Raw genomic sequence first — 22,970 nt, 5'->3', positions numbered from 1 at the left:
CCGACCTCACGTGGACCAGGCCATACGCGGAGGACCCGGGCAGAAGCATCGACGGCCGCGCTCGGACCGGTGGCGTCGGGGCCGAACGGCGCGGTCGGGTCGCGGGCGGGACGTCCGCTCCGGGGCGAAAGGCCCGGGTCCGCGCGCGACACGCGCCGGCCCTTCACGCGCGGCGTCCCCAGCCTCCGACCCTCACCGCAGGAAATCCCCGAAGGACCGCGGCCCGTCCGGGACCTTGATCTCGCCCGTCACTTTCAGGGTGGTCGCGTCGATCAGGCTCAGGGTGTTCGAGCCCCAGTTCGCCACCGTCAGGGTGCGGCCATCGCGAGAGGCGGCGATGCCCTCCGGGTGATCGCCGACCTCGATCGCCGCGACGTTGGTGAGGGTCTTCAGGTTGAACACCGTGACGGTGCCCGAATACTGGTCGGTGACGAAGCCGCGCGGACCCGCGAGGGCGATGACGTAGGGCCGCTCGCCCGTGGTCACCCGGCCGATCTCGTGCCGGCCGGGCACGTCGATCACCGAGACGTCGTTCGAGGTCACGTTGGCCGTGTAGGCGCGGCCCCCCTCGGCATCGAGGGTGATGCCGAACGGATGCTGGCCGACCGGGATCTTCTGGAGTTCCCGGGCCGTGGCGACGTCCACCACCGAGACCGAATCCCCCTCGCGGTTCGCCACCAGCAGGGTGGCGCCGTCGGGGGTCACGGCGATGCCGGAGGGCGAGGCGCCGACCTGGATCTCGGTGTCGAGGCGCGCACCGTCCGGCGAGACGACGAAGATGCGGCTGCCGTACCAGTCGGCGACGTAGACCGCCCCGGATTTCGGATTGACCGCGATGCCGAGGGGGCCGCCGGGCAGGGCGAGGGTGCCCGTCACGGTACGGGTGTCAAGATCGACCACGGCGAGGCCCGGCCCCTCGGGGCGGGTGACGAAGGCCGTGCGGCGGTCGGGAGAGAGGGCGATGCCGGCGGGCGCGCCGTCGATCGGGATCTGGGCGGCGACGCTGCCCGCCTCGAGATCGACGATCGCCAGGGTGTTGGCGCCCTGCGCGGTGACGAGGGCCTCATCGGCCCGGGCCGGGGCGCCGAGCAGCAGCAGGCCGAGCAGGGGGAGGCCAAACCCCGGGACGCCGGGGCGGAAGGGGCCGGCGAAGTGCCGGCCCGTCCCCGTTCGCGATGCGATCAAGAACCGCTCTTCTCGAGCTTGGCCTTCAGGGCGTCGAGGCCGGTGCGGTAGAGGCCGCGCACGGCCTTCTGCGAGGCCTCGTCGTTCAGCTCGGGCGGCGGATCGTTGTTCATGTAGCCGCGGTAGAACGCGCCGTCCCAGGCCACCTTGGACTTGCCGCCGCCGGCATCCTCGACCTTGATGGTGGAGGAGTAGTCGTTCACCGGCAGGGTTTTCACGTCGACCTTGGTGATCCGGTACGAGTAGCTCATCTTCTCGGCGGAGTACTTGTACAGTTCCTCGTCCACCGTGGCGCCGCCCTTGAGCGTCAGCGTGCGGGTGGCCTTGATCTCGTTGCCGCCCTTGCCCTCGGTCTTCTCGACCGGCGGCAGCCAGCTCATGTCCTGGAAATTGCCGATCACGGCCCAGACCTTGTCCGGGGCCGCGTTGATCTCGACGGTCTCCTCGACCTTCTTGCGGGTCGGGCCGTGCGCCTGGGCGCCGAACGACACCAGGGCGAAGGCCGCCACGGTCGTCAGAGTGAGAAACTTCATCGGGTCTTCGTCTCCTCGGGAAAGCACGTTCTAGGGTGCTGGGGGGGAACGCTCGAGGATGCGGTCGTCGCGGCCGAGGGCCGCGGCCACCTTGTCCTCGATCCAGTCCCAGGCCTCGCGCTCGGCGGGCCCGGCGGTCTTGGCGATCGCGATGGCGTGGTAGCGCATCTCGGTCAGGATCTTGTCAGGCTCCAGCATGTGCAGCCGGGTGGAGAGGATCGCCGCCTCCAGCACCGCCGCCTGCGCCCGGTTGTAGCCGAAGAACGGCACGTGTGCCGCCGCGTGGACCATCCGTCCCCGGTAGCGAGGTCGCACGGGATCGTCCTCGACGGCGGCGACCTCGAACTCGGCATGGCCGAAGCTCTCGGCGAGGCGCCGGCCGGGGATCCGCGCGCAGGGCACGGTCGCCCAGTCGCGCCGCCCGGTGACGGCCCCGGCGATCACCCGCACGTCGCTGGGGCTGGAGGCGGCGAAGACCGGATTGTCGGCGAGGTTGCGGATGGTGGGGGAGGGCCGGAACGGCGCCAGGATCCAGTCCGCGCCGTCCTGGATCAGCCCGAACGGCACCAGGTGCAGCGCGCCGGCGCGGTCGGTGGTGGTGACGACGGTCTCGAGGATCAGGGGCATGGGGTCACGCCTTTCCCGTCGCGGCGCGCGGCGCGTCGGGCACGAACTTGCCGCAGACGATGCGGCCGCCGCCCTCCGGGGGGGTCTCCGACACCGCGTCGCCGGCCCCGGTCTCGCCGGGTCCCGTCGTCTCGGGCGCGACCGCCCCGGCCTCGGGCGGCGTGGCGTCGCGGGCCGCGATCTCGGCGGCGGCCGAGCCGGAATGCTTCGTGTGCCCGGCCTTCTTGAAGGCCGTGGTGTCCTCCACCGCGGCGTCGGCGGCCGCCCCCCAGGCCAGGGCTTCGTCCTGGACGTAGCGCTTGCCCAGCCGCCAGGCGGTCTCGGCCTTGGTCAGCTCGCCGCCGAGATAGAAGGCGTGGGCGCCGTCGCTGCCCACGGTGCCGGTCCTCTGGAGGTCGGGAAAGAACGCCATCGCGTCGGTGCCGATCGCGTGGATGTCGCGGTTGAAGACGTGGATCCCGTCCTCCGCCACGGCGATGCGGTAGTTCGGGTCCTTCACCTCGGCCGCCTGCACCGCGATCTCGTCCGGGGTCTGCACGTAGGGCCGCTTGTCGTGGAGCGCCAGCAGGGCGCGGCCGTAGCCCTTGGGCAGGGCCGAATCGGCGCGGGCCGCGAACATCACCCGGCGTGCGGCGTCGTGCTCCTCCACCGTCCGGCGGGTGTGGTTCGAGACCTGGACGATGAGCACGTTGCGGATGGCGAGCTCCGAGCACATCCCGACCAGGAGGGCGGTGACGCCGAGGCTGTCGGCCTCGGTGAGCTCGGTGAGGTTGCCGGTGCCCATCATCATCTCGATGCCGGGCCAGCGCCGCCGGGTCTCGTGGTAGCGGGCGATCGACTCGACGAAGCCGAAATGGATCGGCTCCAGGATCGGGTCGGCCATGTAGGGCCGCCCCGCCTTCTCCATGCGCTCGATGGCGCGATCGAGGGAGGCCAGGTCGTCGGGACGCACCGGCACCAGGACCGGCACGGCGTCGGTCTCGAAGGCGAGGTCGAGGGTCTGCTCGTTGAGACTGAGCAGGTAGTCGGCCCCCGCCCGGGCGCCCCGGGTCAGCTCGTCGAGGGAGAACGAATCGACGCTGACCTTGAGCCCGGCGCCCTTGAGCAGCCGTACGCACGCCTCGAGATGCGGGAAGTCGGTGTCCGGCAGGCCACCGAGATCGATCACGTCGGCCCCGCGCCGGGCGAGGTCGAGGCCCTTCGCCAGGATCTGCTCGGGCGTCATCTTCGAGGCGTCGACGATCTCGGAGAAGATGCGCAGGTCGTGGCGGGAGAGATCGACCGTGCGCCCGGCGAGCCCGAGATAGGCCGGCAGGTCGACGATCTCGTCGGGGCCGCGCTCCACCGGCAGGCCGAAATGCGCCGCCAGCGCCTCCGGGTTGGCCCGGCAGCGCCCGGGCAGGATGATGCGGCTGGCCCCGTCCGGAATCGTCACCCGGCGGCGGATGATCTCCTCCGTCATCAGCGCAGCGACCTTCACGCCGGCATCGGCGATGCTCCAGGCGTAGCGCTCCGGCGGCAGGGTGGCGGCAACCTTCTCCAGGCGCGCCTTGGCCATGCGGCCGGTGATGAAGACGAGGTGCTCGGGCGCGCTCATGCGGCGGCCCTTTCGGAGGCGGCCGCGGGCGGACAGGCCGCGCCGGGCCCCAGGATGGCGATGGGCCCGGCATAGCGGGCCGCGAAAACCGGGAAGGCCGCGTCGACGAGGCCGCTCGCGGCGAGATCCGCCCAGTCCGTCGTCCCTGCCGGCCGGTCGGCGGACTTCACCAGGCAGCAGCGCGACGCGCCGATCGCGGCGGCGAGCCAGAGGGCGAGGCTGTCGGAGGTGACGTCCCAGGTCTCGGGGATGTCGGGGTGGCCGGCCTTCAGGTCGGCCGGGTCCCAGACCGGGACCAGCCCGGACGCCAGGAGGGCCGCGAGGTCCTCCGGCGCGCGGGCGGGTACGAGGCGCGGCTCGAGCGCCGAGAAGATCTCGGCCATGCGGCCCATGGCGTCGAGGGCGAGGCGGTGGGCGAGGGCGTCGGAGAAGCCGAGGGCCGCCTGGGATGTGCGCACCGCCTCGGCGAGGGGTCCGCCCCCGGGGACGACGACGCAGGGCCCCGCGGCGCCGTCGGCGAGGTGCGCGAGCCAGGCCCGCAGGCGGGGCGCGTCGGCGACGAGGCTGCCGCCGAGCTTCACCACGATCGGGGCGGCCGGTTTCCGCATCAGGCGGCGTCCCGCCGGGCCGAGGCGCGGATCAGGCGCACGGCCTCCGCCACCCGGACGGGATCGAGGGCCTGACGCCGGTCGCCGGCGCCGCAGAGGCCGCCGCGGAAGCCGAGGTAATGCGGCCCGAGGGGGGCCAGGACGGCGATGTCGGAGAGGGCCAGGGAGCCGGCGAGGCCCGAGATCAGGCCGTGATCGCGGCAGGCGCGGGTGAACGCCGCCAGCGCCGGCAGGGTCAGGTGGTCGGTGAGCCGGCGCCCGTCCTTGCCCGCGGTGTCGATCATCGCACCGAGGAAGCCGGCCCGGCGCAGGCGCGGCACGAGGGCGGCGGCATCGCCGGCCTCCGCGAACAGCACGGCGATCAGGCGTCCGGAGGCCGCCTCGGCGGCCCGGGCGAGGTCGTCCGCCGACACGGCGTCCCCCACGGCCACCTTCACCACGTCGATGCCGGTGGCCGCCATGGCGGCGATGGCGGGAACCAGGGCCGCGCGGTCCGGCTCGCCCGCCACGGCGCTGGCCAGGGTGCGGCCGCCCACCTGCGCCACGATGGCGCGGACGGTCGCGGCGGGGAGGGCCCCCAGCGCCCCGCGCTCGGGGTCCTTGGCATCGACGAGGTCGGCGCCCGCGCCGGTCGCGAGGTCCGCCTCGTCCGCGTTCCGCACGCTCACGAGGAGCCGCGGCGCCGGCGCGTCGGCGTCGAAGGACCGGAGATCGAAGGATCGGGACACGCGGGGCACGGACATCAGCGCGGGTTTCGGTTGCTCGGGGCCTCGGGAGGAGGCCATCGACGACGCCCGGGTCGGGAAGCGCCGCGCCCAGGGTGGCGCGGCCGGGGCAAGTTCGGCCTCAAGCTGGCGCTTCCGGCCTGAACGCGGACCTAGCGCATGGGCGGGGATAAGGGAAATCCCCGTCTCTCGAAACGCCGCCCGGTCAGGAACGGTTCGGCAAGGGCTCGGTGAGGAGGCGGTTCTTCACCACCCAGCGCATGGCATGGGCCCAGGTGTCGTCGGTGTCGGCGCGGATCACCACCCGGCCGCCCCGGATGACCTTGCCGGTGGCGGCCTCCGCGATGGTGACGGTGAGGTTGAAGATCTGGTTGGAGCCCTTCTCGACGTAGCCGCTGACCGCGAGGTCGGCCCCGAGGGTCTTGGCGATGGTCGCGGCGCAGCCGTCGCACTTGTAGAGGGGCGCCTGCTTGGCGATCTCGGCCGCCTGGGGGGCGACATCCACGGGCTCGACGCTGTCGGCCAGGGCCTTGCGCAGCTCGTCGGTGACGAGGCCGAGACGCCGCACCTCGTCCGGCCGGGCCTTGCGACCGCCGACCACGCCGGGATCGAACAACTCGACCCCGAAGATCGCGGCCTTCTCCGGCGCGGCCCGGGCGGGACCCGCGAGAACGCCGGTGGCGAGGAGGGCGGCGAGGGCGAGCCCGCGCACGGCGCGGATCGGGGACGGGGCCATGGGCGAAGCTCTCCGCTGGGGGCGGGGACGGAAGGACCGCGGGAACGGATCACGGGAACGCGCCGGGCGCCCGTGTGATCCCGCCGGTGCCTCAGTTCCGCGAGATCTGCCCGGAAACGGCCCGGCGCGCAAATGCCGCCGCGCCGTCGCGAGGTCGGCGCAAGGTTTCGGCGGGGCGCCCTTAAGAACCGCTTAGCAATCCGCGATTGAGCGCGGCGGCGCAATGTTGTTAGCCTCCCGGCCACATGCTCAGCCCCGCACGCCTCCTCTTCGCCCCGCTCGCCCTCAGCCTCGGGCTGTGCGGCCTCGCCCCGGCCTCGGCACAGGAGCCGGCCACGCCTCCCGCCGCGCCGGGGATCGCTCCGAGCGAGACGCATATCGGCCTGATCTACCGGCCCGAGCCCGCGCCCTCCTCCTACGACGCCGAGGCGGTGCCGGAGGACGAGGGCGTCGCCGGCGCCCGGATGGCGGTCAAGGACAACAACAACACCGGTCGCTTCACCAAGCAGACCTACGTCCTCGACGAGGTCGCCCTCGCGGGGGACAAGGCGGGGGACAAGGATGGGGTGGCGGCGGCCCGGGACCTCGCGGGGCGGGGCATCCGCTACCTCGTGGTGGCGCTGCCGGCGGCCGAACTCCTCGCCATCACGGATGCGCTGAAGGGGCAGGGCGTCACGATCTTCAACATCGCCGCCCCCGACGACCGCCTACGCGGGGCCGATTGCCGCCGCAACGTCTTCCACGTCCTGCCGAGCCGGGCGATGCAGACGGATGCCCTGGCGCAGTTCTTCACGCTGATGCGCTGGCGCAAGATGTTCCTCATCGTCGGACCGGGGGAGAACGACCGCCTCTACGCCGACGCGTTCAAGAACGCCGCCCGGAAATTCGCCCTGAAGATCAACGCCGAGAAGCCCTGGACCTTCGGCCCCCTGGCCAAGGCGCGGGGCGACACCCCGACCCGGTCCGAGGCGATGGTGTTCACCCGGGGGCTCGACTACGACATCGCGGTGGTGGCCGACGAGGCCGGCGACTGGGGCGACTACGTTCCGTTCCGCACCGTCGACCCGCGCCCCGTGGCCGGCACGCAGGGGCTGATCGCCACCACCTGGCACCCGATGCTGGAGACCTGGGGCGCGGCCCAGGCGCAGAACCGCTTCCGGCGGCAGGCGGGGCGGCTGATGCGGCCCCTCGACTACCAGGCCTGGGCGGCGGTGCGCTCGGTGGGCGAGGCGGCGACCCAGAAGAAGACCGCCGACCCGGCGGTGCTCGCGCCCTACTTCGCCGACCCGGGTTTCAGCCTGCCGGCCTACAAGGGCGTCTCCCTCAGCTACCGCCCCTGGGATCACCAGCTGCGCCAGCCCATCATCGTGGTGCAGCCCAAGGCCATGGTCTCGGTGGCGCCCGAGCAGGGCTTCACGCACCAGCGCACGCCCCTCGACACCCTCGGCATCGACCTACCGGAGACGACCTGCAAGTTCCCCGATTGATCCCGTCACGTTCGCGCGAGGCCCGGATCCGCCGGGCCGCCTGCGGCAACACGGTCTCCCGCCCGCTTGCGGTCCCGCGCTCCCCGTGAGACGGGGCTGCACTATAGTAACGCCCAATCAATCGCGCACGAGACAGCGATGGCCCCGAGGAGGAACCCCATGAGCCGCGGCGACAGGGCACACGTGTCCGGATCGGTACTGGGCCTGGCGCTGCTGGCCGGCACCGTCCTGGCCGGCTTCTCGCTGGCCAGCCCGGCGCAGGCCTACACGGTCTACGTCACAAACGAGAAGGGCAACTCGGTCAGCGTCATCGACACCGAGACGATGGCGGTGACCGGGACCTGGAAGGTCGGCCGCCGCCCGCGCGGCGTCACCACCAGCCGGGACGGCAAGGAGCTGTTCGTCTGCGCCAGCGACGACGACCGCATCGACGTGCTCGACACCAGCACCGGCAAGGTCGTGCGCTCCCTGCGCTCGGGGCCAGACCCGGAGCAGTTCATCCTCGGCCCCCAGGGCAACCTGCTCTACGTCGCCAACGAGGACGACAGCCAGGTCACCGTCATCGACATCGAGAAGAACAAGGTCATGGCCGAGGTGCCGGTGGGCGTCGAGCCCGAGGGCATGGGCCTGTCGCCGGATGGCAAGATCCTGGTGAACACCTCCGAGACCACCAACATGGCCCACTTCATCGACACCACGACCTTCGCGGTGATCGACAACGTGCTGGTCGATGCCCGCCCGCGCTTCGCCGAGTTCACGGCGGACGGGAAGTATCTCTGGGTCTCGGCCGAAGTGGGCGGCACCATCAGCGTCATCGACGTCGCCGCGCGCCGGGTCATCAAGAAGATCACCTTCAAGATTCCCAGCGTGAACGACGAGGCGATCCAGCCCGTGGGCATCCGCATCACCAAGGACGGCAGCAAAGCCTTCGTGGCGCTCGGCCCGGCCAACCGCATCGCGGTGATCGACGCCAAGTCCTACGCCGTGGAGAAGTACCTCCCCGTGGGCCAGCGCGTCTGGCAGCTCGCCTTCACCCCGGACCAGAAGCTGCTGTTCTCCACCAACGGCTCCTCGAACGACATCTCGGTCGTGGACGTGGCGGCCGAGAAGGTGGTGAAGAGCATCCCCGTGGGGCTTCTGCCCTGGGGGGTCACGGTCTCGCCGAACTAGGGCACGGGCCCCTCCCTCCGCGGGGAGGGGCCAGCGCCAGAGCGCCAGCAACGACCGCCCCAAGGCGGCACCCCCCAAGGCGGCACCGCCCCGGGGCGGCAAACGGGAGGACAACACATGAAGCGGACGATGCGGCGCACCGCCCTCGCCCTGGCGGCGATCCTCGCCGGCGGCCCCGCCTGGATCGCGCCGGCCCAGGCCCTCGACCTGACGAAGAAGCGTCAGAACCTGCCCGACCTCGTCCTCGGCAACGAGGAGGGCAACGACTTCGTCGTGGAGAACAAGGAGATCGAGCTCGAATCCGGCAAGGCCTATCGCCTGCGGATCGTCGCCAAGGGCCGGCAGGAGTACAAGTTCTACGCCACCGAGTTCTTCCGCAACATCTGGTTCAACCAGATCGTGATTCAGCACCTGGAGATCCACGGCAGCGGCCCGCCGGACCATTTCGAATTCGACGATCCGGGCGAGATCGCGATCGAGTTCGTGGCCATCCGGCCCGGCGAGTATCCCTGGTCGGTCCATGGCCTCGAATCCAAGGGCATGACCGGCAAGTTCACCGTGAAGTAGGACCCCCGTGATGCGCGCGCCCCCGGTACTCGCCCTCTCCGTCCTCCTCGCCCTCGGGAGCGTCGCCGCCCTGGCGGACGACAAGGCCGCCTGCGTGGAGGGCATCGCGATGATCCAGGCCGAACTCGCCAAGCCCGCCCCGGAGGCGGTCCAACCCAAGCTCAAGAAGGCCCTGCGGGTGGCCGAGCGCGAGATGGGGGAGGGCGAATTCGACGAGTGCCTGGACGCGGTCGGCGACGCCGAGCGGGCCTTGAAGCCATGAGTTCCGGAGAGCGTGCGAGTCCCGCCCTCGATGTGGCCCATGTCAGCCACCGCTTCGGCGCGCGGGCGGCCCTGTCCGACGTTTCCCTGAGCGTCGCGCGCGGGCACTTCACCGCCCTGCTCGGGCCGAACGGGGCCGGCAAGACGACCCTGTTCTCGGTGATCACCCGGCTGTATTCGAACCAGGACGGCCAGGTCTCGATCCTCGGCCATGCCCTGGACCGGGAACCGAGCCGGGCCCTCGCCCGCCTCGGCGTGGTGTTCCAGGCCCGCACCCTCGACACCGACCTCACCGTCGCGCAGAACCTGCTCTACCACGCCAGCCTGCACGGCATCGCCCGCAAGGCCGCCAAGGCGCGGATCACCGCGCTGCTCGACCGCGTGGGCTTGAGCGACCGGCGCGACGACAAGGTGCGGACCCTCTCCGGCGGCCAGTCCCGGCGCATCGAGATCGCCCGCTCCCTGGTGCACGAGCCCCGGCTCCTCCTCCTCGACGAGCCCACCGTCGGCCTCGACCTCGAATCGCGCGCCGACATCGTCGCCATCGTCCGCGCCCTGGTGCGGGAGGAGGGATTGTCGGTGCTCTGGGCCACCCACATCTTCGAGGAGATCGACGCCGGCGACGACGCGGTCGTGCTGCACCGGGGCCGCATCGTCGCCCGCGGCACCGCCGGCTCCATCGCGCAGGGCGACGAGACCCTGGAGGCGGCCTTCCGCCGCCTCGTCGCCGAACCCGCGCGGCAGGCCGCATGAGCACGCCCACGGATCCCATCGCCATGACTCCGAGCCCCGCTGCCCGCGCCACCGCGACGACCCCGCCCCCGGTCGTCGCGCCGGCGGAGACGCCGGTGCCGCATCTCGGGCGCCTCGACGCCGTCGGCTACCTCATCTGCCTCGGCGGCATCGTGCGCCGGGAGCTGCTGCGCTTCTTCAACCAGAAGGAGCGCTTCTTCTCGGCCCTGGTCCGGCCGCTGGTCTGGCTGTTCATCTTCGCGGCGGGCTTCCGCAACACGCTCGGCGTCTCGATCGAGCCGCCCTACCAGACCTACGTGCTCTACGAGGTCTACGTGGTGCCGGGCCTCGCGGTGATGATCCAGCTCTTCAACGGCATGCAATCCTCGCTCTCGATGGTCTACGACCGCGAGGTCGGCTCGATGAAGGTGCTGCTGACGAGCCCCTATCCGCGCTGGCTCCTGCTGCTCGCCAAGCTGATCGCCGGCGTCACCGTCTCGGTGGTGCAGGCCTACGCCTTCCTGGCCATCGCGTGGTTCTGGGAACTCGACATCCCGGCCATCGGCTACGTGGCGGCGCTGCCGGCCTTCATCGCCTCGGGGCTGATGCTCGGCGCGATCGGCCTGCTGCTCTCCTCCATGGTCAAGCAGCTGGAGAACTTCGCCAGCGTGATGAACTTCGTGATCTTCCCGATGTTCTTCGCCTCCTCGGCGCTCTACCCGCTCTGGCGCATCCGCGAATCCTCCGAGACCCTGTACTGGATCTGCCAGCTCAATCCCTTCTCCCACGCCGTGCAGCTCGTGCGCTTCGCCCTCTACGGGCAGTTCGAGCCGATCGCCTGCGCGGTGGTCGTGGGGACCACGCTCGCCTTCTTCACCCTCGCCGTCGTCGCCTACGATCCGGGCCGTGGCATCATGGCCCGGCGCGGCGGCCCGGCCGGAGACAATTCCTGATGATTTCTCGCACGCTCCCCCTCCGCACCCTCGCGGGCCTCGCCCTCCTGGGCCTCGGTGCCGGCCCGGCCCTCGCCCAGCCGAAATCCGACCCGGACTGGCCCTGCGTCCAGCGCAAGGTCTCGACCCTGAGCCCGGGCACGGTCTGGACCGGGCCGGACCTCGAGGCGGCCGGCCCCTGGGGCGACGACTTCGAGGCCGCGGCCCTGGCCCAGAAGATCGCCTCGCGGCGCACGCCCCTGTCCGAGGTCGATCCGCTGCTCGAGGACTTCGCCGCCAAGGCCGGTGCCGACAAGGAGAAGCGCCTCACCCGGGTCTTTGCGGGCGTCTTCGAGGTGATCAACGGCGAGCGCAACAAGGTCATCGCCGGCATCGGCCGCTACGCCCAGGGCCAGCGCCGCATGGCCGAGCGTATCCGCGACGAAGCCGATCAGATCAGCGCCACCAAGGATTCCCCGAGCGTCCAGGACGCCCGCGACATCCCCAAGGACGCCTCGGAGCTGGAGACCAAGTTCACCTGGGACCGGCGCATCTTCCAGGAACGCAGCCAGTCGCTGACCTATGTCTGCGAGGTCCCGACCCTGCTGGAGCAGCGTCTCGGCGAGATCGCCCGCAAGATCCAGGCCCGCCTCTGACGCGGCGGACGGTCCGGGGCCCTGGCGGCCCCGGACCGCTTGCCACTTCCTCCCGGGCGACTTGCTGAACTCTCCCCAAACCTTTGAAATCGTAAGAAAAATCGTGTCCGTTGCGCCACGCCATGTGACCAACGAAGCCGGGAACGCGCAAAAGCGCTGAATCCGCGCGGCGCGCGATTGTTCTCAGCAGCCGATCCTCGCAAGACTGTCTTCGAAGCCCCGACCAAGGGGCAGGCACACGAAGACGATCTTGGGGGACTGGGGATGACGAAGCGGACACTGCGGAGCAGCTTGCTGCTGTCGGTGGCCTTGCTGCCGAGCGCCGTGCTGGCGCAGGGCGCCGGCGGCCAGCAATCGGTGACGCTGAGCGAGCTCGACGTGGTCGCGACCACCCCGGTCGGCGCCACGGGCGGCGGCGGCGGCCAATCGCTCTACAAGATCCCCAACACCGTCGAGACCGTGACCGCGGCCGACTTCGCGCAGGACCGCGCCACCCTCGACCCGACCTTCACCCTGGCGCGCAAGACGCCGGGCGTGAACCTGTCGGACGGGCAGGGCAACAGCTTCCGCCAGACCCTGACCTATCGCGGCTTCGACGCCTCGCCGCTCCAGGGCGCGCCGCAGGGCCTCGCGGTCTACCAGAACGGCGTGCGCATCAACGAAGCCTTCGGCGACGTGGTGAACTGGGACCTGATCCCCTCCGTGGCGATCAACCGGATCGACATCGTCACCGGCAACCCGGTCTTCGGCCTCAACGCCCTCGGCGGCGCGGTCAACATCGAGATGAAGAACGGCTTCACCTGGCAGGGCAAGGAGATCACCGTCAGCGGCGGCTCCAACGGGCGCATCCTGGGCTCGCTGCAATACGGCGAGGTCATCGGCCCCTGGAGCTTCTACTTCGCCGGCGAGGGCCTGCGCGACGAGGGCTGGCGCATCAAGTCGCCCTCCGAGATCGGCCGCGTCTACGCGGATCTCGGCCACAAGACCCTCGATTCCGAGTTCCACATCATCGCGTCGGGCGCCAAGACCTTCTTCGGTGCCGCCGCCGCCACGCCGGTGGACTTCACCCGCGCCGACGAGCGGGCGATCTTCACCTCGCCCCAGACGATCTCCACCGAGCAGGGCCAGATCCAGGTCACCGGCAAGGTCGCGATCTCGCCGACCTGGGACCTGCAGGGCAACGCCTATGTCCGCCGCCTCAGCCAGTTCGTGATCGACGGCAACGACGGCAATTTCGAGCAGTGCAGCACGCGCTCCAGCAACCGCGGCTTCCTCTGCTTCGAGGATGACGGTTTCGAGCGGGGCGGCCTCAGCGACCGCGCCTTCCGCGACCAGTTCACCATCCTGGGCCGCCAGGGCCAGCGCATCCCCTTCACGGCGGGCGTGCCCTACGGCACCCTCGACACGATCCGCACCGAGGCCACCGGCTACGGCGGCACCCTGCAGGCGGCCAACCGCGACCAGGTCTTCGGCCACAACAACACCTTCGTGGTCGGCGGCAGCATCGATGCGGCCAACTACACCTACAAGTCGTCGAGCTCCCTCGGGGTGATCAATCCGGACCTCAGCGTCACCACGAATCCGCTGAACCCGAACTACGGCACGATCCCGGGCCTCGGCACCGAGGCGCTCCGCACGGCCGCGGCCCTCGGCATCGCGCCGAGCAACGTCACCGGCTCGAACCTCTACATGGGCCTCTACGCCCTCGACACCTTCGACGTCACCGACGCCCTGTCGCTCACCGCCGGTGCGCGCCTGAACTTCGCCCGCATCGCGACCCAGGACCAGACCGGCTTCTCGCCGGACGTGACGGGGACGCACTACTTCACCAAGGTGAACCCGGTGGTGGGCGCGACCTACCGCTTCTTCCCCTGGCTGAACCTCTACGGCGGCTACTCCGAGTCGAACCGCGCCCCGACGCCCCTCGAGCTCGCCTGCGCCAATCCCGACCGGCCCTGCCTGCTGCCGAACTCGCTGGTGGCCGATCCGCCGCTCAAGCAGGTCACCGGCCAGACCTACGAGGTCGGCTTCCGCGGCACGGTGCCGAACTTCTACGAGAACGGCCTGTTCAACTACAAGATCGGCGCCTTCCGCACCGACCTGCGCAACGACATCCTGCAGGTCGCGGTGCCGGGCAACGCCGCCCGCGGTTACTTCGTCAACGTGCCGGCGACCCAGCGCCAGGGCATCGAGGTCTCGGGCGAGTATGTCGGCGAGCGCCTGAGCCTCTACGGCAACTACGCCCTCATCGACGCCACCTTCCAGTTCGAGGGCGAGCTGTCCTCCCCGAACAACCCGCTCGCCGATGACGGCCTGATCAACGTCCGGCGCGGCAACAACGTCCCGCTGATCCCGAACCACCAGTTCAAGGCCGGGTTCAACTACCTGATCACGCCGATCTGGACCTTCGGTATGAACTTCCAGGCGTTCTCGTCGTCCTACTTCCGCGGCGACGAGTCGAACATCAACCGCAAGCTGCCGGCCTACTTCACCGCCAACCTGAACACGAGCATCCAGATCAGCCCGAACGTGCAGGTCTTCGCCCTGGTCACGAACCTGTTCAACAACCGCTATGCCAACTTCGGCACCTTCGCTGAGACCGGACAGGTGGCGGGCAACTTCGTGATCAACGATCCGCGCACCACGACCCTGGTGCAGCCGCTCTCGGCCTATGGCGGCGTCCGCGTGACCTGGTAGCCCGACAGACCGGGTCGGGCGGACGAGCGGGGGCGCGGATCGGCAACGATCCGCGCCCCTTCGCATTGCCGGGTCCGCGACGCAGCCCCCAGCCTTCCGGTGTCGTCCCGAGCCTGCGACGCAGCCCACACCCTGCGACGCTTGGGCCTCCAGGCGAGGGCGATCCGGAAAGGAACTCTGTCCGCCGGCCGGCGCTTCTCTCGCGACACCCCGACCCGGGCCGCGGACCTGCGTGCCCACCCTACCCCGGAGAGCCCATCCATGCGGATCACCACCGTCCTGCCCGCCGCCCTCATCCTGCTCGGTGCGGCCGGACCCGCCTTCGCCTCGTCCTGCTCGGAGCAGATCGCCACGATCGAGCGCCGCCTCGACAGCGCCGGCGCCGAGCAGGTCACCGGCAAGGAGCCGCCCGGCGGCCCGACCTCGTCCCACTCGGACAAGGCCCTCGACAAGGCGCCGAACGTGAAGCCGACGGATCCGTCTGCCAAGGCCAGCGCCGGCGGCGTCGCCGAGGCCCGTGACCTGATCACGAAGGCCCGCGCCCAGGACAAGGCCGGCGACATGAAGGGCTGCGAGGACACGATGACCGAGGTCAAGAAGAAGGCCGGCGCCCTGCCGTAGGCCCTCTCCGCCCCGTTCCCCTGAACGGCACAAGGGCCGCTCCCCTCCCGGGGGGCGGCCCTTGTCGCGTTTCGGGGGCGGTGGACCCGCCGCGTCGGCGGGCGTTTCTCAATAGGCGTTCTTGGTCCGGAACAGCGAGACCGGGGTCGCCAGCATGATCTTCACGTCGAACAGGATCGACCAGTTCTCGATGTAGTGCAGGTCGTGCTCGACGCGCTTCTGGATCTTGTCGCTGGTGTCGGTCTCGCCGCGCCAGCCGTTGACCTGGGCCCAGCCGGTGATGCCGGGCTTGACCTTGTGGCGGGCGAAGTAGCCGTCCACCACCTGGTCGTAGAGGGTGTTGGCGGCCTTGGCCTGGAGGGCGTGCGGCCGCGGGCCCACCAGGGAGAGCTCGCCCTTGATGACGTTGAAGAGCTGCGGCAGCTCGTCCAGCGAGGTCTTGCGGATGAAGCGGCCCACGGGCGTGACGCGCGGATCGTCCCGGGTCACCAGCCGGGCGGCGCCGGCATCGCTCTGGTTCACGTACATCGAGCGGAACTTGTAGACCTCGATCAGCTCGTTGTTGAAGCCGTAGCGCTTCTGCCGGAACAGCACCGGCCCGGTGGAGGTCAGGCGCACCGCCAGGGCGACCGCCAGCATCATGGGCGCCAGGGCCACCAGCATCGCGCAGCCGACCACCCGGTCGAAGATGCTCTTGGCGACGATGTCCCAGTCGGCCATCGGCTTGTCGAAGATGTCGAGCACCGGCACCGCGCCGAGATAGGAATAGGCCCGCGGGCGCAGGCGCAGCTTCGAGGCCTGGGCCGAGAGCCGGATGTCGATCGGCAGGACCCAGAGCTTGGCCAGCATCTGCAGGATGCGGTCCTCGGCGGCGATCGGGATCGTGAAGATGATGAGGTCGAGGCGGGTGGTGCGGGCATAGGCGACGAGGTCGCTCACGGTCCCGAGTTTCGGGTATCCCGCCACCACCGTGTCGGAGCGCATATCGCCGCGATCGTCGAACACGCCGACGATGCGCACGCCGGAATCCGATTCCGCGTCGAGGGCGCGGATCAGGTCCTCGGCGACCGGGCCGCCGCCGACGATGGCGGTGCGGCGGTCGAAATGGCCGCGCTGCTTCTGGGCGGTGATGAACCGCGCCAGGGCGAAGCGCCCGGTCAGGAGGGCGGCGAGTCCGGCGACGAACACGCTGGCCATCCAGACCCGGGAATAGTGGTCGGCGATCTTGGCGAACACCATGGCGGTGGCCACGAGGAGGAAGGCCAGCGACCAGGCGCCCACCAGCCGCAGCGCGGAGCCGCGCAGGGTGCGGAAGGCCGCCATGCGGTAGGCCCCCGCGGCCTGGAGCAGGCAGACGGCCAGGGCGGCCAGGCCGAGGGCGGCGGCGAGGTAGCGCGGCGACAGCGGCACGATCCCGGCGAGCTGCAGGCGCTGAATGGCGATCCCGATCCCGGCGATCAGGGCGAATTCCCCGATCCGGACGCAGCCGGCCAGCACCACGGGCGAGAGCAGCTTCGGGGCGGCCGGGTGCAGCCGCGCCTCGGCGGGCGGGAGCGCCGCGGCCGGACCACCCTCGGACTGGGGTCCGAAGCGGCCCGCGGCCTCCAGCAGGTCACGGACATCGAAGGCGCTCATGGCTGATTTCCGGGCTCGGGTACGCGTCTTGGAAACGGGGAGCGGGGCTGGGGGTCGAATCGGGACGGAGAAACGGACGTCACGGGGCCGGGGGTCCGCGACGGGGAATCACGGAGCCGTGGGTGCGACGGCATGGCCGGCGCCGGGAACCCGGGCGCGCAGGGCCGCGGCGTATCCAGACAGCACGTCGGAGCCCATGCGGGTCATCGAGAAGCGGGCCCGGACCGAGGCCGCCAGGGTCTCGAAGCGCTGGCGGGAGGCCTCGGGATCCTCGTCGAGGACCCGCGCGATGGCCTCGGCCAGGGCCGGCCCGTCGCGGGGCGGCACCAGGTCGGAGGCCGCGGCCCCGAAGATTTCCGGGATGCCCCCGACATTGGTGGCGACGAGGGGCTGGCACGCGGCGGCCGCCTCCAGCACCACGTAGGGCAGGGACTCGGCCAGCGAGGGCACCACCATGAGCCGGCCTCGGGCCAGCACCGGGCGGATCGCCTGCGGCGGCTCGAAGGACACCGCCTCGCCGAGGCCCATCGCCACCACGCGATCGGCCAGGACGGCGGAATCGGGGCCGGAGCCCACCATGAGCAGCCGCAGGGGGCGGCCCGCGGCGCGCAGGCGCAGGAGCGCATCGAGGAGGAAGGGCACGCCCTTGGCGTCGCGCAACTCGCCGATATAGACTAGGTCGACCCGCTCCGCGGCCGGCACGATGGGGGCGAACTCGGCCTCGCTGATCCCGTTATGGACGATGCGGGTGATGCGGCGCGGGTCCCCCGCATAGGCCCGGTGGCGCCCGGCGACGTACTCGCTCTCGAACAGGAAGACGTCGGTGCGCAGACCCATCAGGCGCTCGAGGCCCATGTAGAACCGGTGGCGCAGGGTGCCGGGCTTGTAGTTGTAGCTGCCCCCGTGGGGCGTATAGGCGCGGATCGGCGCGGGGCCGGGCACCACGGCCATGCGGGCGTAGACGCCGCCCTTGGCCCCGTGCCCGTGCAGGACGGTGGCCCCCACCGCCGCGGCGCGCCGGGCGATGGTGCGAAGCGCCGCCAGGTCGGAGGGATGCGGGTTGCGCCGCATCGGCAGGCGGGTGATGCCGAGGGCGAGGCAGGGCGCGAGCTCGGCCAGGGCCTGGGCGGCGCGCTCGCCGCCGGTGGAGGCGTCGCAGACGAGGCCGACCTGGTGGCCCGCCGAGGCCTGCAGGCGGGCGAGATCGACCACGTGCCGGAACAGCCCGCCCACGGGCGCGCGGAACACGTGCAGGATACGCTGGGCGGGGAGGCCGCCCGAGGCGGCGCTGAGGGCCGCGCCCGGGCCGCTGGCACCGGACTGACCGAGAGGGAACGCGTTCACGACAGCTGCTCCACGCACCGTAGCGCGAGCGGCCCGGCCGCTCGTCCGTCGGGAGACCTTGGCGCGCCACCGGTGCGTGGACCGTTAAGGCCGGGCTCGCGCCGCGGCGTGCGAAGGCCCGGATCAGCGGAATAGTTCTCGATTCGGTTAGGCGAGTCCTAACCGCCCCGGCAGCATCGTTCGCATCCGGCCGCGGCCGGGAGGCGGGCTCTCAGAAGAAGCGTTCCTTGATCACGATGGTGTCACCGGGGCGCACCGGGTAGGTCATCGGCACGATGCCGGAGACCAGGCCGTCCCGGCCCTCGCGGGTGAGCACGGCGTAGTCGCGGGCAGCGCGGGGACCGAAGCCGGCGGCGATGGCCACCGCGGTCTCCACCGCCATGCCGTTGACGTAGGGGTATTGGCCCGAGGTGGTGACCTCGCCGAGGATATAGAACGGCCGGTAGGCGTCCACCTCCACGGTGACGTGGGGCTCGCGCACGAAGCCGGCCGAGAGCTTGGCCTCGATCGTCCGCGCGGCTTGGCTGGTGGGCTGGCCGCCGACCTTCACGAGACCGATGAGCGGCATGGCGATGTTGCCGGCCCCGTCGACCGCGTAGATGTTGGAGAGGTTGTCCTGGCCGAAGACGATGACCCGGAGGCGGTCGCCGGCGGAGAGGGTGTAGCGTGCACCGATGGAGCCGGTGCCCGTCGTGTCGAGCTGATCGGTCCGGAAATCCGGGCGCAGGCAGCCGCCGAGCGCCAGGCTCGACGTAAGAGCTAAGAGGAGTGATCGCCGGTTCATCACTACTGCCGTCGTGAGGAGAATTCGACTCCAGCCCTAAGCCGATATGGTTAACGAAGACTGACGTCCCGCACCGGCCCGCACGAAACGCGCGGTTCTTAACGTCCGGTCAACCTTAAGCCGGTCTAGTCGTGGAAAGCCGGCCTCTTCGCGGTCGACATCCTTGCCTTGCGTAAAGATCGAGCCATGCCCCGCTCTTCGCTGTTCGAGCCCACGCGCGATGCGTCTCCTGCCGGTAGCGAGGGCTTGGGGCTGTCTCAGCTCGCAGGCGTGCTACGCCGGTCCTGGCGCTGGATCGTCGTTCCGACCGCCCTGGTCACCATCGGCGCCATCGCCTTCGTGCAGGTGGTCTCGCCGCGCTACACCGGCGAGGCGAAGATCCTGCTGGAGAGCCGCGACACGCCCTACACCCGCACCGCCCAGGAACGTGGCGAGCAGCCCCAGCCCATCGACGAGCAGGCGGTGGCGAGCCAGGTGCAGGTGGTGATGTCGCGGGATCTCGCCCGCGAGGCGATCCGCCGGCTGTCCCTGGCGGGCAATGCGGAGTTCGATCCCGGCGTCGCCGGCTTCGGCCCGCTCCAGCGCGCCCTGATGATGATCGGGCTGGCCAAGAACCCGATGGAGCGTCCGCCCGAGGAGCGGATGCTGGAGACCTACTTCGACCGCCTGACCGTCTACCCGGCCGGCAAGTCGCGCATCCTCACGGTGGAGTTCCGCTCGAAGGACGCGCACCTCGCGGCCCAGGCGGCCAACACCATCGCCGAGCTCTACATCGCCTCCCTCGATGCGGCCAAGACCGACACCGCCCGCTACGCCTCGACCTGGCTCGGCGGCAACATCGAGACGTTGCGCACCCGCGTGGCCGAGGCCGAGGCCAAGGTCGAGACCTATCGCGCCAGCCATGGGCTGATCGCCACCGGCGGCGCCAGCGGCCAGCCCCTCGGCGCCCAGCAGCTCGGCGAGCTCTCGACCCAGCTCTCCCAGGCCCGCACCGCCAAGGCCGACCTCGCCGGACGCGCCAAGCTGATCAAGGAGATGATCAAGGACGGCCGCGCCTTCGAGATCCCGGACGTCGCCAACAACGAGATCATCCGGCGCACCGTCGAGCAGCGCATCACCCTGCGCAACCAGCTCGCCCTGGAATCCCGGACCCTCCTGTCCGCCCATCCGCGCATCAAGGAACTGACCGCGCAGATCTCCGACCTCGACGCCCAGATCAAGGCCACCGCCGAGCGCGTGGTCCGCACCCTGGAGAACGATGCCCGCATCGCCGAGGCCCGGGTCGAGAGCCTGGGTGCGGCGGTGGACGCGCAGCGCGAGGTGGTCTCGAAGGGCAATTCCAGCGAGGTCCAGCTGCGCGCCCTGGAGCGCGAGGCGAAGGCCCAGCGCGAGCAGCTCGAATCCTACCTCGCCCGCTACCGCGAGGCCTCGGCCCGCGACGCCGAGAGCGCCGCCCCGGCCGATGCCCGCGTGGTCTCGCGCGCCATCACTCCCGAGACGCCGTCCTTCCCGAAGAAGCTGCCGATCGTCCTCCTGGCGGCGGTGCTCGGCCTGCTGTTCTCCATGGGCGGCGTCATCGCCCACCACCTCCTCGGCGATCCCGACGGCCCGGGCCGCCGCCGCCGGCGCGAGGAGGAGTCCGAGGCGGAGGCGGAGCGCCCCGCCTATGGCCGCCAGCCCTTCGCCTTCCCCGAAGCCTCCCTCGCCCTGGCGCGGCAGGGCGCCAGCGCCACGGCGCAGGCCGGCAGCTCCGACGCCGCCCCGCTGACGGCCGCCGGCGCGGCCCCGACGGCCGAGGCGGCACCCACCCGGCCGACCCTCACCCCGGCACGGACCGAGGCCGTCCAGACCCCCGCCGACACTTCAGTCGCGACCTCTGCCGAGACTTCCGCCGAAACCGCCACCGATGCGGGTGCCTACGCCCTCGACCCGCTCATCGCCCGCCTGCGCACCGGCGCGGGTCCGGCCCGGTCCGGCGCGGGCCGCGCCGTCCTGGTGATCGAGGCCGTGCCGGCCAGGCACCGGGAGGCGGGCCTCGCCGTCAGCCTCGGCAGCAGCCTCGCGACCGGCGCGAGCGTCGTGGTGCTCGATCTCAACGGCCCCGCCTGCGGTGCGGACGATGTCGGCCTCACCGACCTGGTGGCCGGCGAGGCCGCCTTCCTCGACGTGATCCAGTCGATCCCCGGCTCGCGCCTGCATGCGATTCCGCGGGGCTTCGTCGACGCGGCGGTCCTGGCCGAGGAGCCGCAGGCCCTGGCGATCACCCTCGACGCCCTGGCCCAGGCCTATGACTGGGTGGTGTGCCGCCTCGGCACGCCGCAGGCCCGCACCGCCCGCGACATCCTGGCGGTGGCGGGCAGCCTGATGGATACGGCGATCATCGCCTCGGACCGCGACCCCGAGGATGCCGACCTCCTCGACCTCTACGCCCTGGCCGAGGCGTCCGGCGCCGGCCAGATCCTGGTGGCCCAGGATCAGGCCGCCGCGGCCCTGGCCCCCGAGGCGCCCGCCTTCGCCGAGGAGGCGATGCCCCTGCGCCTCTCGGCCGCCTGAACCCGGCCACCCCCGATCGTCGAACCACCCGGCACCGCCCCCGCATCCGCGGAAGGGCGGTGCCGCGCGTTCGGCGGGACCGCTACTCCGCCACCGCCCGGCGCCGGCGCAGGCGCGTCACCAGGGCCGTCAGGCGCGGGTCGCGCTTGATGCGGCGCTTGAGGCGGGCGACCGCGCGGGTCCGGAGGGCGAAGGCCTGGCCGCGCAGGGTCACCGGCAGGACGACCTCGCCGAGCGCGATGGTCTCGTCGCAGATGCTGCTCTTGTAGCGGGCCTCGCCGACGCCGAGGTCGAAGGTCCGCCGGCCCCGGGCCGTCTGGTCGCCGATGAGGTGGTGCAGCAGGATGTCGCCGGGGCTCGAGCGGCTCACCGCCGGGTCGGCGTCGAAGGCGGTGAACATGCCGCTGTAGCGCTGGGCGTCGACCGCCCCGGCGAAGACCGCGAAGATGCGCCCGGTCTCGGTGGCGACGAGGGACGTCACCTCGATCGCCGACCCGCCCGCCGGGGAGGCCGCCCGGGCGAGGAAGTCCCGCACCGCCGGATCGGCATAGGGGTCGGCGAGACCCATGGCGGCGAAGCGCGCGGCCTTCTGGACGTAGAAGGCGGCGAGGACGCGCTCGGCGTCCTCGGGGGTCTCGGCGCGCCGGCAGGCCACGGGACCGAAAGCCTCCACCAGCTTGCGCTCCTTGGCGCGCAGCTTCTTGCGGGCATCGCTGCTGAAGACGCGCTTCAGCGTCGACTCCGGATCGGGACCGAGGATCAGCCCGTAGGCGTCGCTCGGGGCGGGCTCGGCCCGGTGATGCAGGGGATTGGCCGCGCCGTCCCAGAAGCGGGGCTGGTGCGAGAGGGCGAAGACGTCGATCCCGGCCTCCCGGCCGAACCGGTGCAGGGCCTCGGCGAGGTCCTCCGGCGGCATCGCGGCCGCCTCGCGCGAGGCGAAGAGCGGCATGTGGTAGTTGGCGTGCTTCTCGCCCACGACCCGGGCCACGGTCGCCCCGCCCTCGCGGGCGACCACGAGGGGGAGGAGCACGCGGGGACGCCCGGCGGCGTCGCGCAGGACCACGATCCGCAGGTCCGCGCCCGGCGCGGTCCGGGCGAAGGCCGCGACCCAGTCGAAGCGCTGGTAGGGCGTGGCCAGGACGGCCGGATCGGCCTCGAGGGACCGCCACAGCGCCTCGGCGGCGGCCAGATCGGGGAAGACCTCCGCGGCGAGGCCGTGCCGCACCCGCGCGCGCATCGCTCCGGCTCCGGTCAGTTCATGGGCGAGAACGGCCATCTCATCATCCTTGCCATCAATCTCGGGGACCGGCGGATCGGGATCCGCCGGACTGCTGGGCCGACCCTGACCCCGCAGCCCTTAACCCGGCGGTGACGACGGGGCGACACGCTGCCCCTGTCTGCGCGCGTGGGTAACGAAACCTTGCCGGTTGGCGTGGTCCCCTGCGGCGACGCCGAAACGGATTCACCATGTCCGCTCCTGAGACCGCCGCGCCCCAGCCCGCTGCCCCGCGACCCGCCCC

21 protein-coding genes are annotated in these 22,970 nt (G+C 71.5%); 10 read left to right on the top strand and 11 right to left on the bottom strand.

Features of this window, described 5'->3' with window-relative positions; all coding sequences use genetic code 11:
* Positions 1-192 precede the first annotated feature (192 nt).
* The 7 genes from AC0IY1_RS07125 to AC0IY1_RS07095 all read right to left on the bottom strand — a co-directional run bounded on the left by AC0IY1_RS07125 (position 193) and on the right by AC0IY1_RS07095 (position 6,011).
* Positions 193-1,107 (bottom strand): beta-propeller fold lactonase family protein, encoded by a 915-nt coding sequence (locus AC0IY1_RS07125; protein WP_471768851.1) that lies wholly within the window; start codon positions 1,105-1,107, stop codon positions 193-195.
* Between the two features lie 74 nt (positions 1,108-1,181).
* Complete coding sequence (locus AC0IY1_RS07120; protein ID WP_055951490.1) at positions 1,182-1,718, bottom strand: SRPBCC family protein; 537 nt, start codon at positions 1,716-1,718, stop codon at positions 1,182-1,184.
* Positions 1,719-1,748: 30 nt separating this feature from the next.
* Positions 1,749-2,345, bottom strand: coding sequence for a DUF447 domain-containing protein (locus AC0IY1_RS07115; RefSeq protein WP_055951487.1), 597 nt, complete (start codon positions 2,343-2,345; stop codon positions 1,749-1,751).
* 4 nt (positions 2,346-2,349) lie between these two features.
* A complete protein-coding gene (locus AC0IY1_RS07110) occupies positions 2,350-3,942 on the bottom strand; it encodes a DUF6513 domain-containing protein (protein ID WP_471768704.1) in 1,593 nt (530 codons plus the stop codon).
* Complete coding sequence (locus AC0IY1_RS07105) at positions 3,939-4,550, bottom strand: amino acid kinase family protein (RefSeq protein WP_471768703.1); 612 nt, start codon at positions 4,548-4,550, stop codon at positions 3,939-3,941. Before AC0IY1_RS07105 ends, AC0IY1_RS07110 begins: the two co-directional genes overlap by 4 nt.
* Entirely contained in the window at positions 4,550-5,293 is a 744-nt protein-coding gene (locus AC0IY1_RS07100; protein ID WP_471768701.1) for a (5-formylfuran-3-yl)methyl phosphate synthase, read from the bottom strand. Before AC0IY1_RS07100 ends, AC0IY1_RS07105 begins: the two co-directional genes overlap by 1 nt.
* 187 nt (positions 5,294-5,480) lie before the next feature.
* Entirely contained in the window at positions 5,481-6,011 is a 531-nt protein-coding gene (locus tag AC0IY1_RS07095) for a DUF3280 domain-containing protein (RefSeq protein ID WP_471768699.1), read from the bottom strand.
* Between the two features lie 245 nt (positions 6,012-6,256).
* On the opposite strand from AC0IY1_RS07095, the gene AC0IY1_RS07090 reads away from it, so the two are divergent.
* The 9 genes from AC0IY1_RS07090 (at position 6,257) to AC0IY1_RS07050 (ending at position 15,134) form a co-directional block, all read left to right on the top strand.
* Entirely contained in the window at positions 6,257-7,498 is a 1,242-nt protein-coding gene (locus tag AC0IY1_RS07090) for an ABC transporter substrate-binding protein (RefSeq protein ID WP_471768697.1), read from the top strand.
* A 159-nt stretch (positions 7,499-7,657) separates the two neighbouring features.
* Positions 7,658-8,668, top strand: coding sequence for a YVTN family beta-propeller repeat protein (locus AC0IY1_RS07085; RefSeq protein WP_471768695.1), 1,011 nt, complete (start codon positions 7,658-7,660; stop codon positions 8,666-8,668).
* A gap of 117 nt (positions 8,669-8,785) precedes the next feature.
* A complete protein-coding gene (locus AC0IY1_RS07080) occupies positions 8,786-9,235 on the top strand; it encodes a cupredoxin domain-containing protein (RefSeq protein WP_055951472.1) in 450 nt (149 codons plus the stop codon).
* A gap of 10 nt (positions 9,236-9,245) precedes the next feature.
* A complete protein-coding gene (locus tag AC0IY1_RS07075) occupies positions 9,246-9,497 on the top strand; it encodes a hypothetical protein (protein ID WP_471768693.1) in 252 nt (83 codons plus the stop codon).
* Positions 9,494-10,249: an ABC transporter ATP-binding protein gene (locus tag AC0IY1_RS07070; RefSeq protein WP_055951466.1), complete on the top strand. Its 756-nt coding sequence runs from the start codon at positions 9,494-9,496 to the stop codon at positions 10,247-10,249. Before AC0IY1_RS07075 ends, AC0IY1_RS07070 begins: the two co-directional genes overlap by 4 nt.
* A gap of 23 nt (positions 10,250-10,272) precedes the next feature.
* Complete coding sequence (locus AC0IY1_RS07065; protein ID WP_471768849.1) at positions 10,273-11,181, top strand: ABC transporter permease; 909 nt, start codon at positions 10,273-10,275, stop codon at positions 11,179-11,181.
* The gene (locus AC0IY1_RS07060; RefSeq protein WP_055951463.1) at positions 11,181-11,816 is read left to right on the top strand and encodes a hypothetical protein; all 636 of its coding nucleotides are present in this window, start codon (positions 11,181-11,183) and stop codon (positions 11,814-11,816) included. The genes AC0IY1_RS07065 and AC0IY1_RS07060 overlap by 1 nt, the downstream gene beginning before the upstream one ends.
* A 264-nt stretch (positions 11,817-12,080) precedes the next feature.
* A complete protein-coding gene (locus AC0IY1_RS07055) occupies positions 12,081-14,513 on the top strand; it encodes a TonB-dependent receptor (protein WP_055951460.1) in 2,433 nt (810 codons plus the stop codon).
* A 261-nt stretch (positions 14,514-14,774) separates the two neighbouring features.
* Positions 14,775-15,134 (top strand): hypothetical protein, encoded by a 360-nt coding sequence (locus AC0IY1_RS07050; protein WP_471768691.1) that lies wholly within the window; start codon positions 14,775-14,777, stop codon positions 15,132-15,134.
* A gap of 108 nt (positions 15,135-15,242) precedes the next feature.
* Here AC0IY1_RS07050 and AC0IY1_RS07045 read toward each other — a convergent pair whose 3' ends face one another.
* The 3 genes from AC0IY1_RS07045 to AC0IY1_RS07035 all read right to left on the bottom strand — a co-directional run bounded on the left by AC0IY1_RS07045 (position 15,243) and on the right by AC0IY1_RS07035 (position 18,897).
* Complete coding sequence (locus tag AC0IY1_RS07045; RefSeq protein ID WP_471768690.1) at positions 15,243-16,769, bottom strand: undecaprenyl-phosphate glucose phosphotransferase; 1,527 nt, start codon at positions 16,767-16,769, stop codon at positions 15,243-15,245.
* Positions 16,770-16,877: 108 nt separating this feature from the next.
* A complete protein-coding gene (locus AC0IY1_RS07040; protein WP_471768688.1) occupies positions 16,878-18,113 on the bottom strand; it encodes a glycosyltransferase family 4 protein in 1,236 nt (411 codons plus the stop codon).
* Positions 18,114-18,324: 211 nt separating this feature from the next.
* Positions 18,325-18,897 carry a polysaccharide biosynthesis/export family protein gene (locus AC0IY1_RS07035; RefSeq protein ID WP_055951446.1) on the bottom strand — a complete coding sequence of 191 codons (573 nt, stop codon included), beginning with the start codon at positions 18,895-18,897 and terminating at the stop codon, positions 18,325-18,327.
* 186 nt (positions 18,898-19,083) lie between these two features.
* Between AC0IY1_RS07035 and AC0IY1_RS07030 the strand changes: the two genes are divergently transcribed.
* The gene (locus AC0IY1_RS07030) at positions 19,084-21,450 is read left to right on the top strand and encodes a GumC family protein (RefSeq protein WP_471768686.1); all 2,367 of its coding nucleotides are present in this window, start codon (positions 19,084-19,086) and stop codon (positions 21,448-21,450) included.
* Between the two features lie 82 nt (positions 21,451-21,532).
* Here AC0IY1_RS07030 and AC0IY1_RS07025 read toward each other — a convergent pair whose 3' ends face one another.
* A complete protein-coding gene (locus tag AC0IY1_RS07025) occupies positions 21,533-22,726 on the bottom strand; it encodes a GNAT family N-acetyltransferase (RefSeq protein WP_471768684.1) in 1,194 nt (397 codons plus the stop codon).
* Positions 22,727-22,970 lie beyond the last annotated feature (244 nt).

Source organism: Methylobacterium sp. AC690 (assembly GCF_979256535.1).
This window is presented reverse-complemented; position numbering and strand designations above follow the sequence as displayed.

Excerpts from the sequence above, each read along its gene's own strand:
- AC0IY1_RS07120 (WP_055951490.1), bottom strand. The coding sequence starts at position 1,718 with ATGAAGTTTCTCACTCTGACGACCGTGGCGGCCTTCGCCCTGGTGTCG.
- AC0IY1_RS07115 (WP_055951487.1), bottom strand. The coding sequence starts at position 2,345 with ATGCCCCTGATCCTCGAGACCGTCGTCACCACCACCGACCGCGCCGGC.
- AC0IY1_RS07110 (WP_471768704.1), bottom strand. The coding sequence starts at position 3,942 with ATGAGCGCGCCCGAGCACCTCGTCTTCATCACCGGCCGCATGGCCAAG.
- AC0IY1_RS07105 (WP_471768703.1), bottom strand. The coding sequence starts at position 4,550 with ATGCGGAAACCGGCCGCCCCGATCGTGGTGAAGCTCGGCGGCAGCCTC.
- AC0IY1_RS07100 (WP_471768701.1), bottom strand. The coding sequence starts at position 5,293 with ATGTCCGTGCCCCGCGTGTCCCGATCCTTCGATCTCCGGTCCTTCGAC.
- AC0IY1_RS07095 (WP_471768699.1), bottom strand. The coding sequence starts at position 6,011 with ATGGCCCCGTCCCCGATCCGCGCCGTGCGCGGGCTCGCCCTCGCCGCC.
- AC0IY1_RS07090 (WP_471768697.1), top strand. The coding sequence starts at position 6,257 with ATGCTCAGCCCCGCACGCCTCCTCTTCGCCCCGCTCGCCCTCAGCCTC.
- AC0IY1_RS07085 (WP_471768695.1), top strand. The coding sequence starts at position 7,658 with ATGAGCCGCGGCGACAGGGCACACGTGTCCGGATCGGTACTGGGCCTG.
- AC0IY1_RS07080 (WP_055951472.1), top strand. The coding sequence starts at position 8,786 with ATGAAGCGGACGATGCGGCGCACCGCCCTCGCCCTGGCGGCGATCCTC.
- AC0IY1_RS07075 (WP_471768693.1), top strand. The coding sequence starts at position 9,246 with ATGCGCGCGCCCCCGGTACTCGCCCTCTCCGTCCTCCTCGCCCTCGGG.
- AC0IY1_RS07070 (WP_055951466.1), top strand. The coding sequence starts at position 9,494 with ATGAGTTCCGGAGAGCGTGCGAGTCCCGCCCTCGATGTGGCCCATGTC.
- AC0IY1_RS07065 (WP_471768849.1), top strand. The coding sequence starts at position 10,273 with ATGACTCCGAGCCCCGCTGCCCGCGCCACCGCGACGACCCCGCCCCCG.
- AC0IY1_RS07060 (WP_055951463.1), top strand. The coding sequence starts at position 11,181 with ATGATTTCTCGCACGCTCCCCCTCCGCACCCTCGCGGGCCTCGCCCTC.
- AC0IY1_RS07055 (WP_055951460.1), top strand. The coding sequence starts at position 12,081 with ATGACGAAGCGGACACTGCGGAGCAGCTTGCTGCTGTCGGTGGCCTTG.
- AC0IY1_RS07050 (WP_471768691.1), top strand. The coding sequence starts at position 14,775 with ATGCGGATCACCACCGTCCTGCCCGCCGCCCTCATCCTGCTCGGTGCG.
- AC0IY1_RS07045 (WP_471768690.1), bottom strand. The coding sequence starts at position 16,769 with ATGAGCGCCTTCGATGTCCGTGACCTGCTGGAGGCCGCGGGCCGCTTC.
- AC0IY1_RS07035 (WP_055951446.1), bottom strand. The coding sequence starts at position 18,897 with ATGAACCGGCGATCACTCCTCTTAGCTCTTACGTCGAGCCTGGCGCTC.
- AC0IY1_RS07030 (WP_471768686.1), top strand. The coding sequence starts at position 19,084 with ATGCCCCGCTCTTCGCTGTTCGAGCCCACGCGCGATGCGTCTCCTGCC.
- AC0IY1_RS07025 (WP_471768684.1), bottom strand. The coding sequence starts at position 22,726 with ATGGCCGTTCTCGCCCATGAACTGACCGGAGCCGGAGCGATGCGCGCG.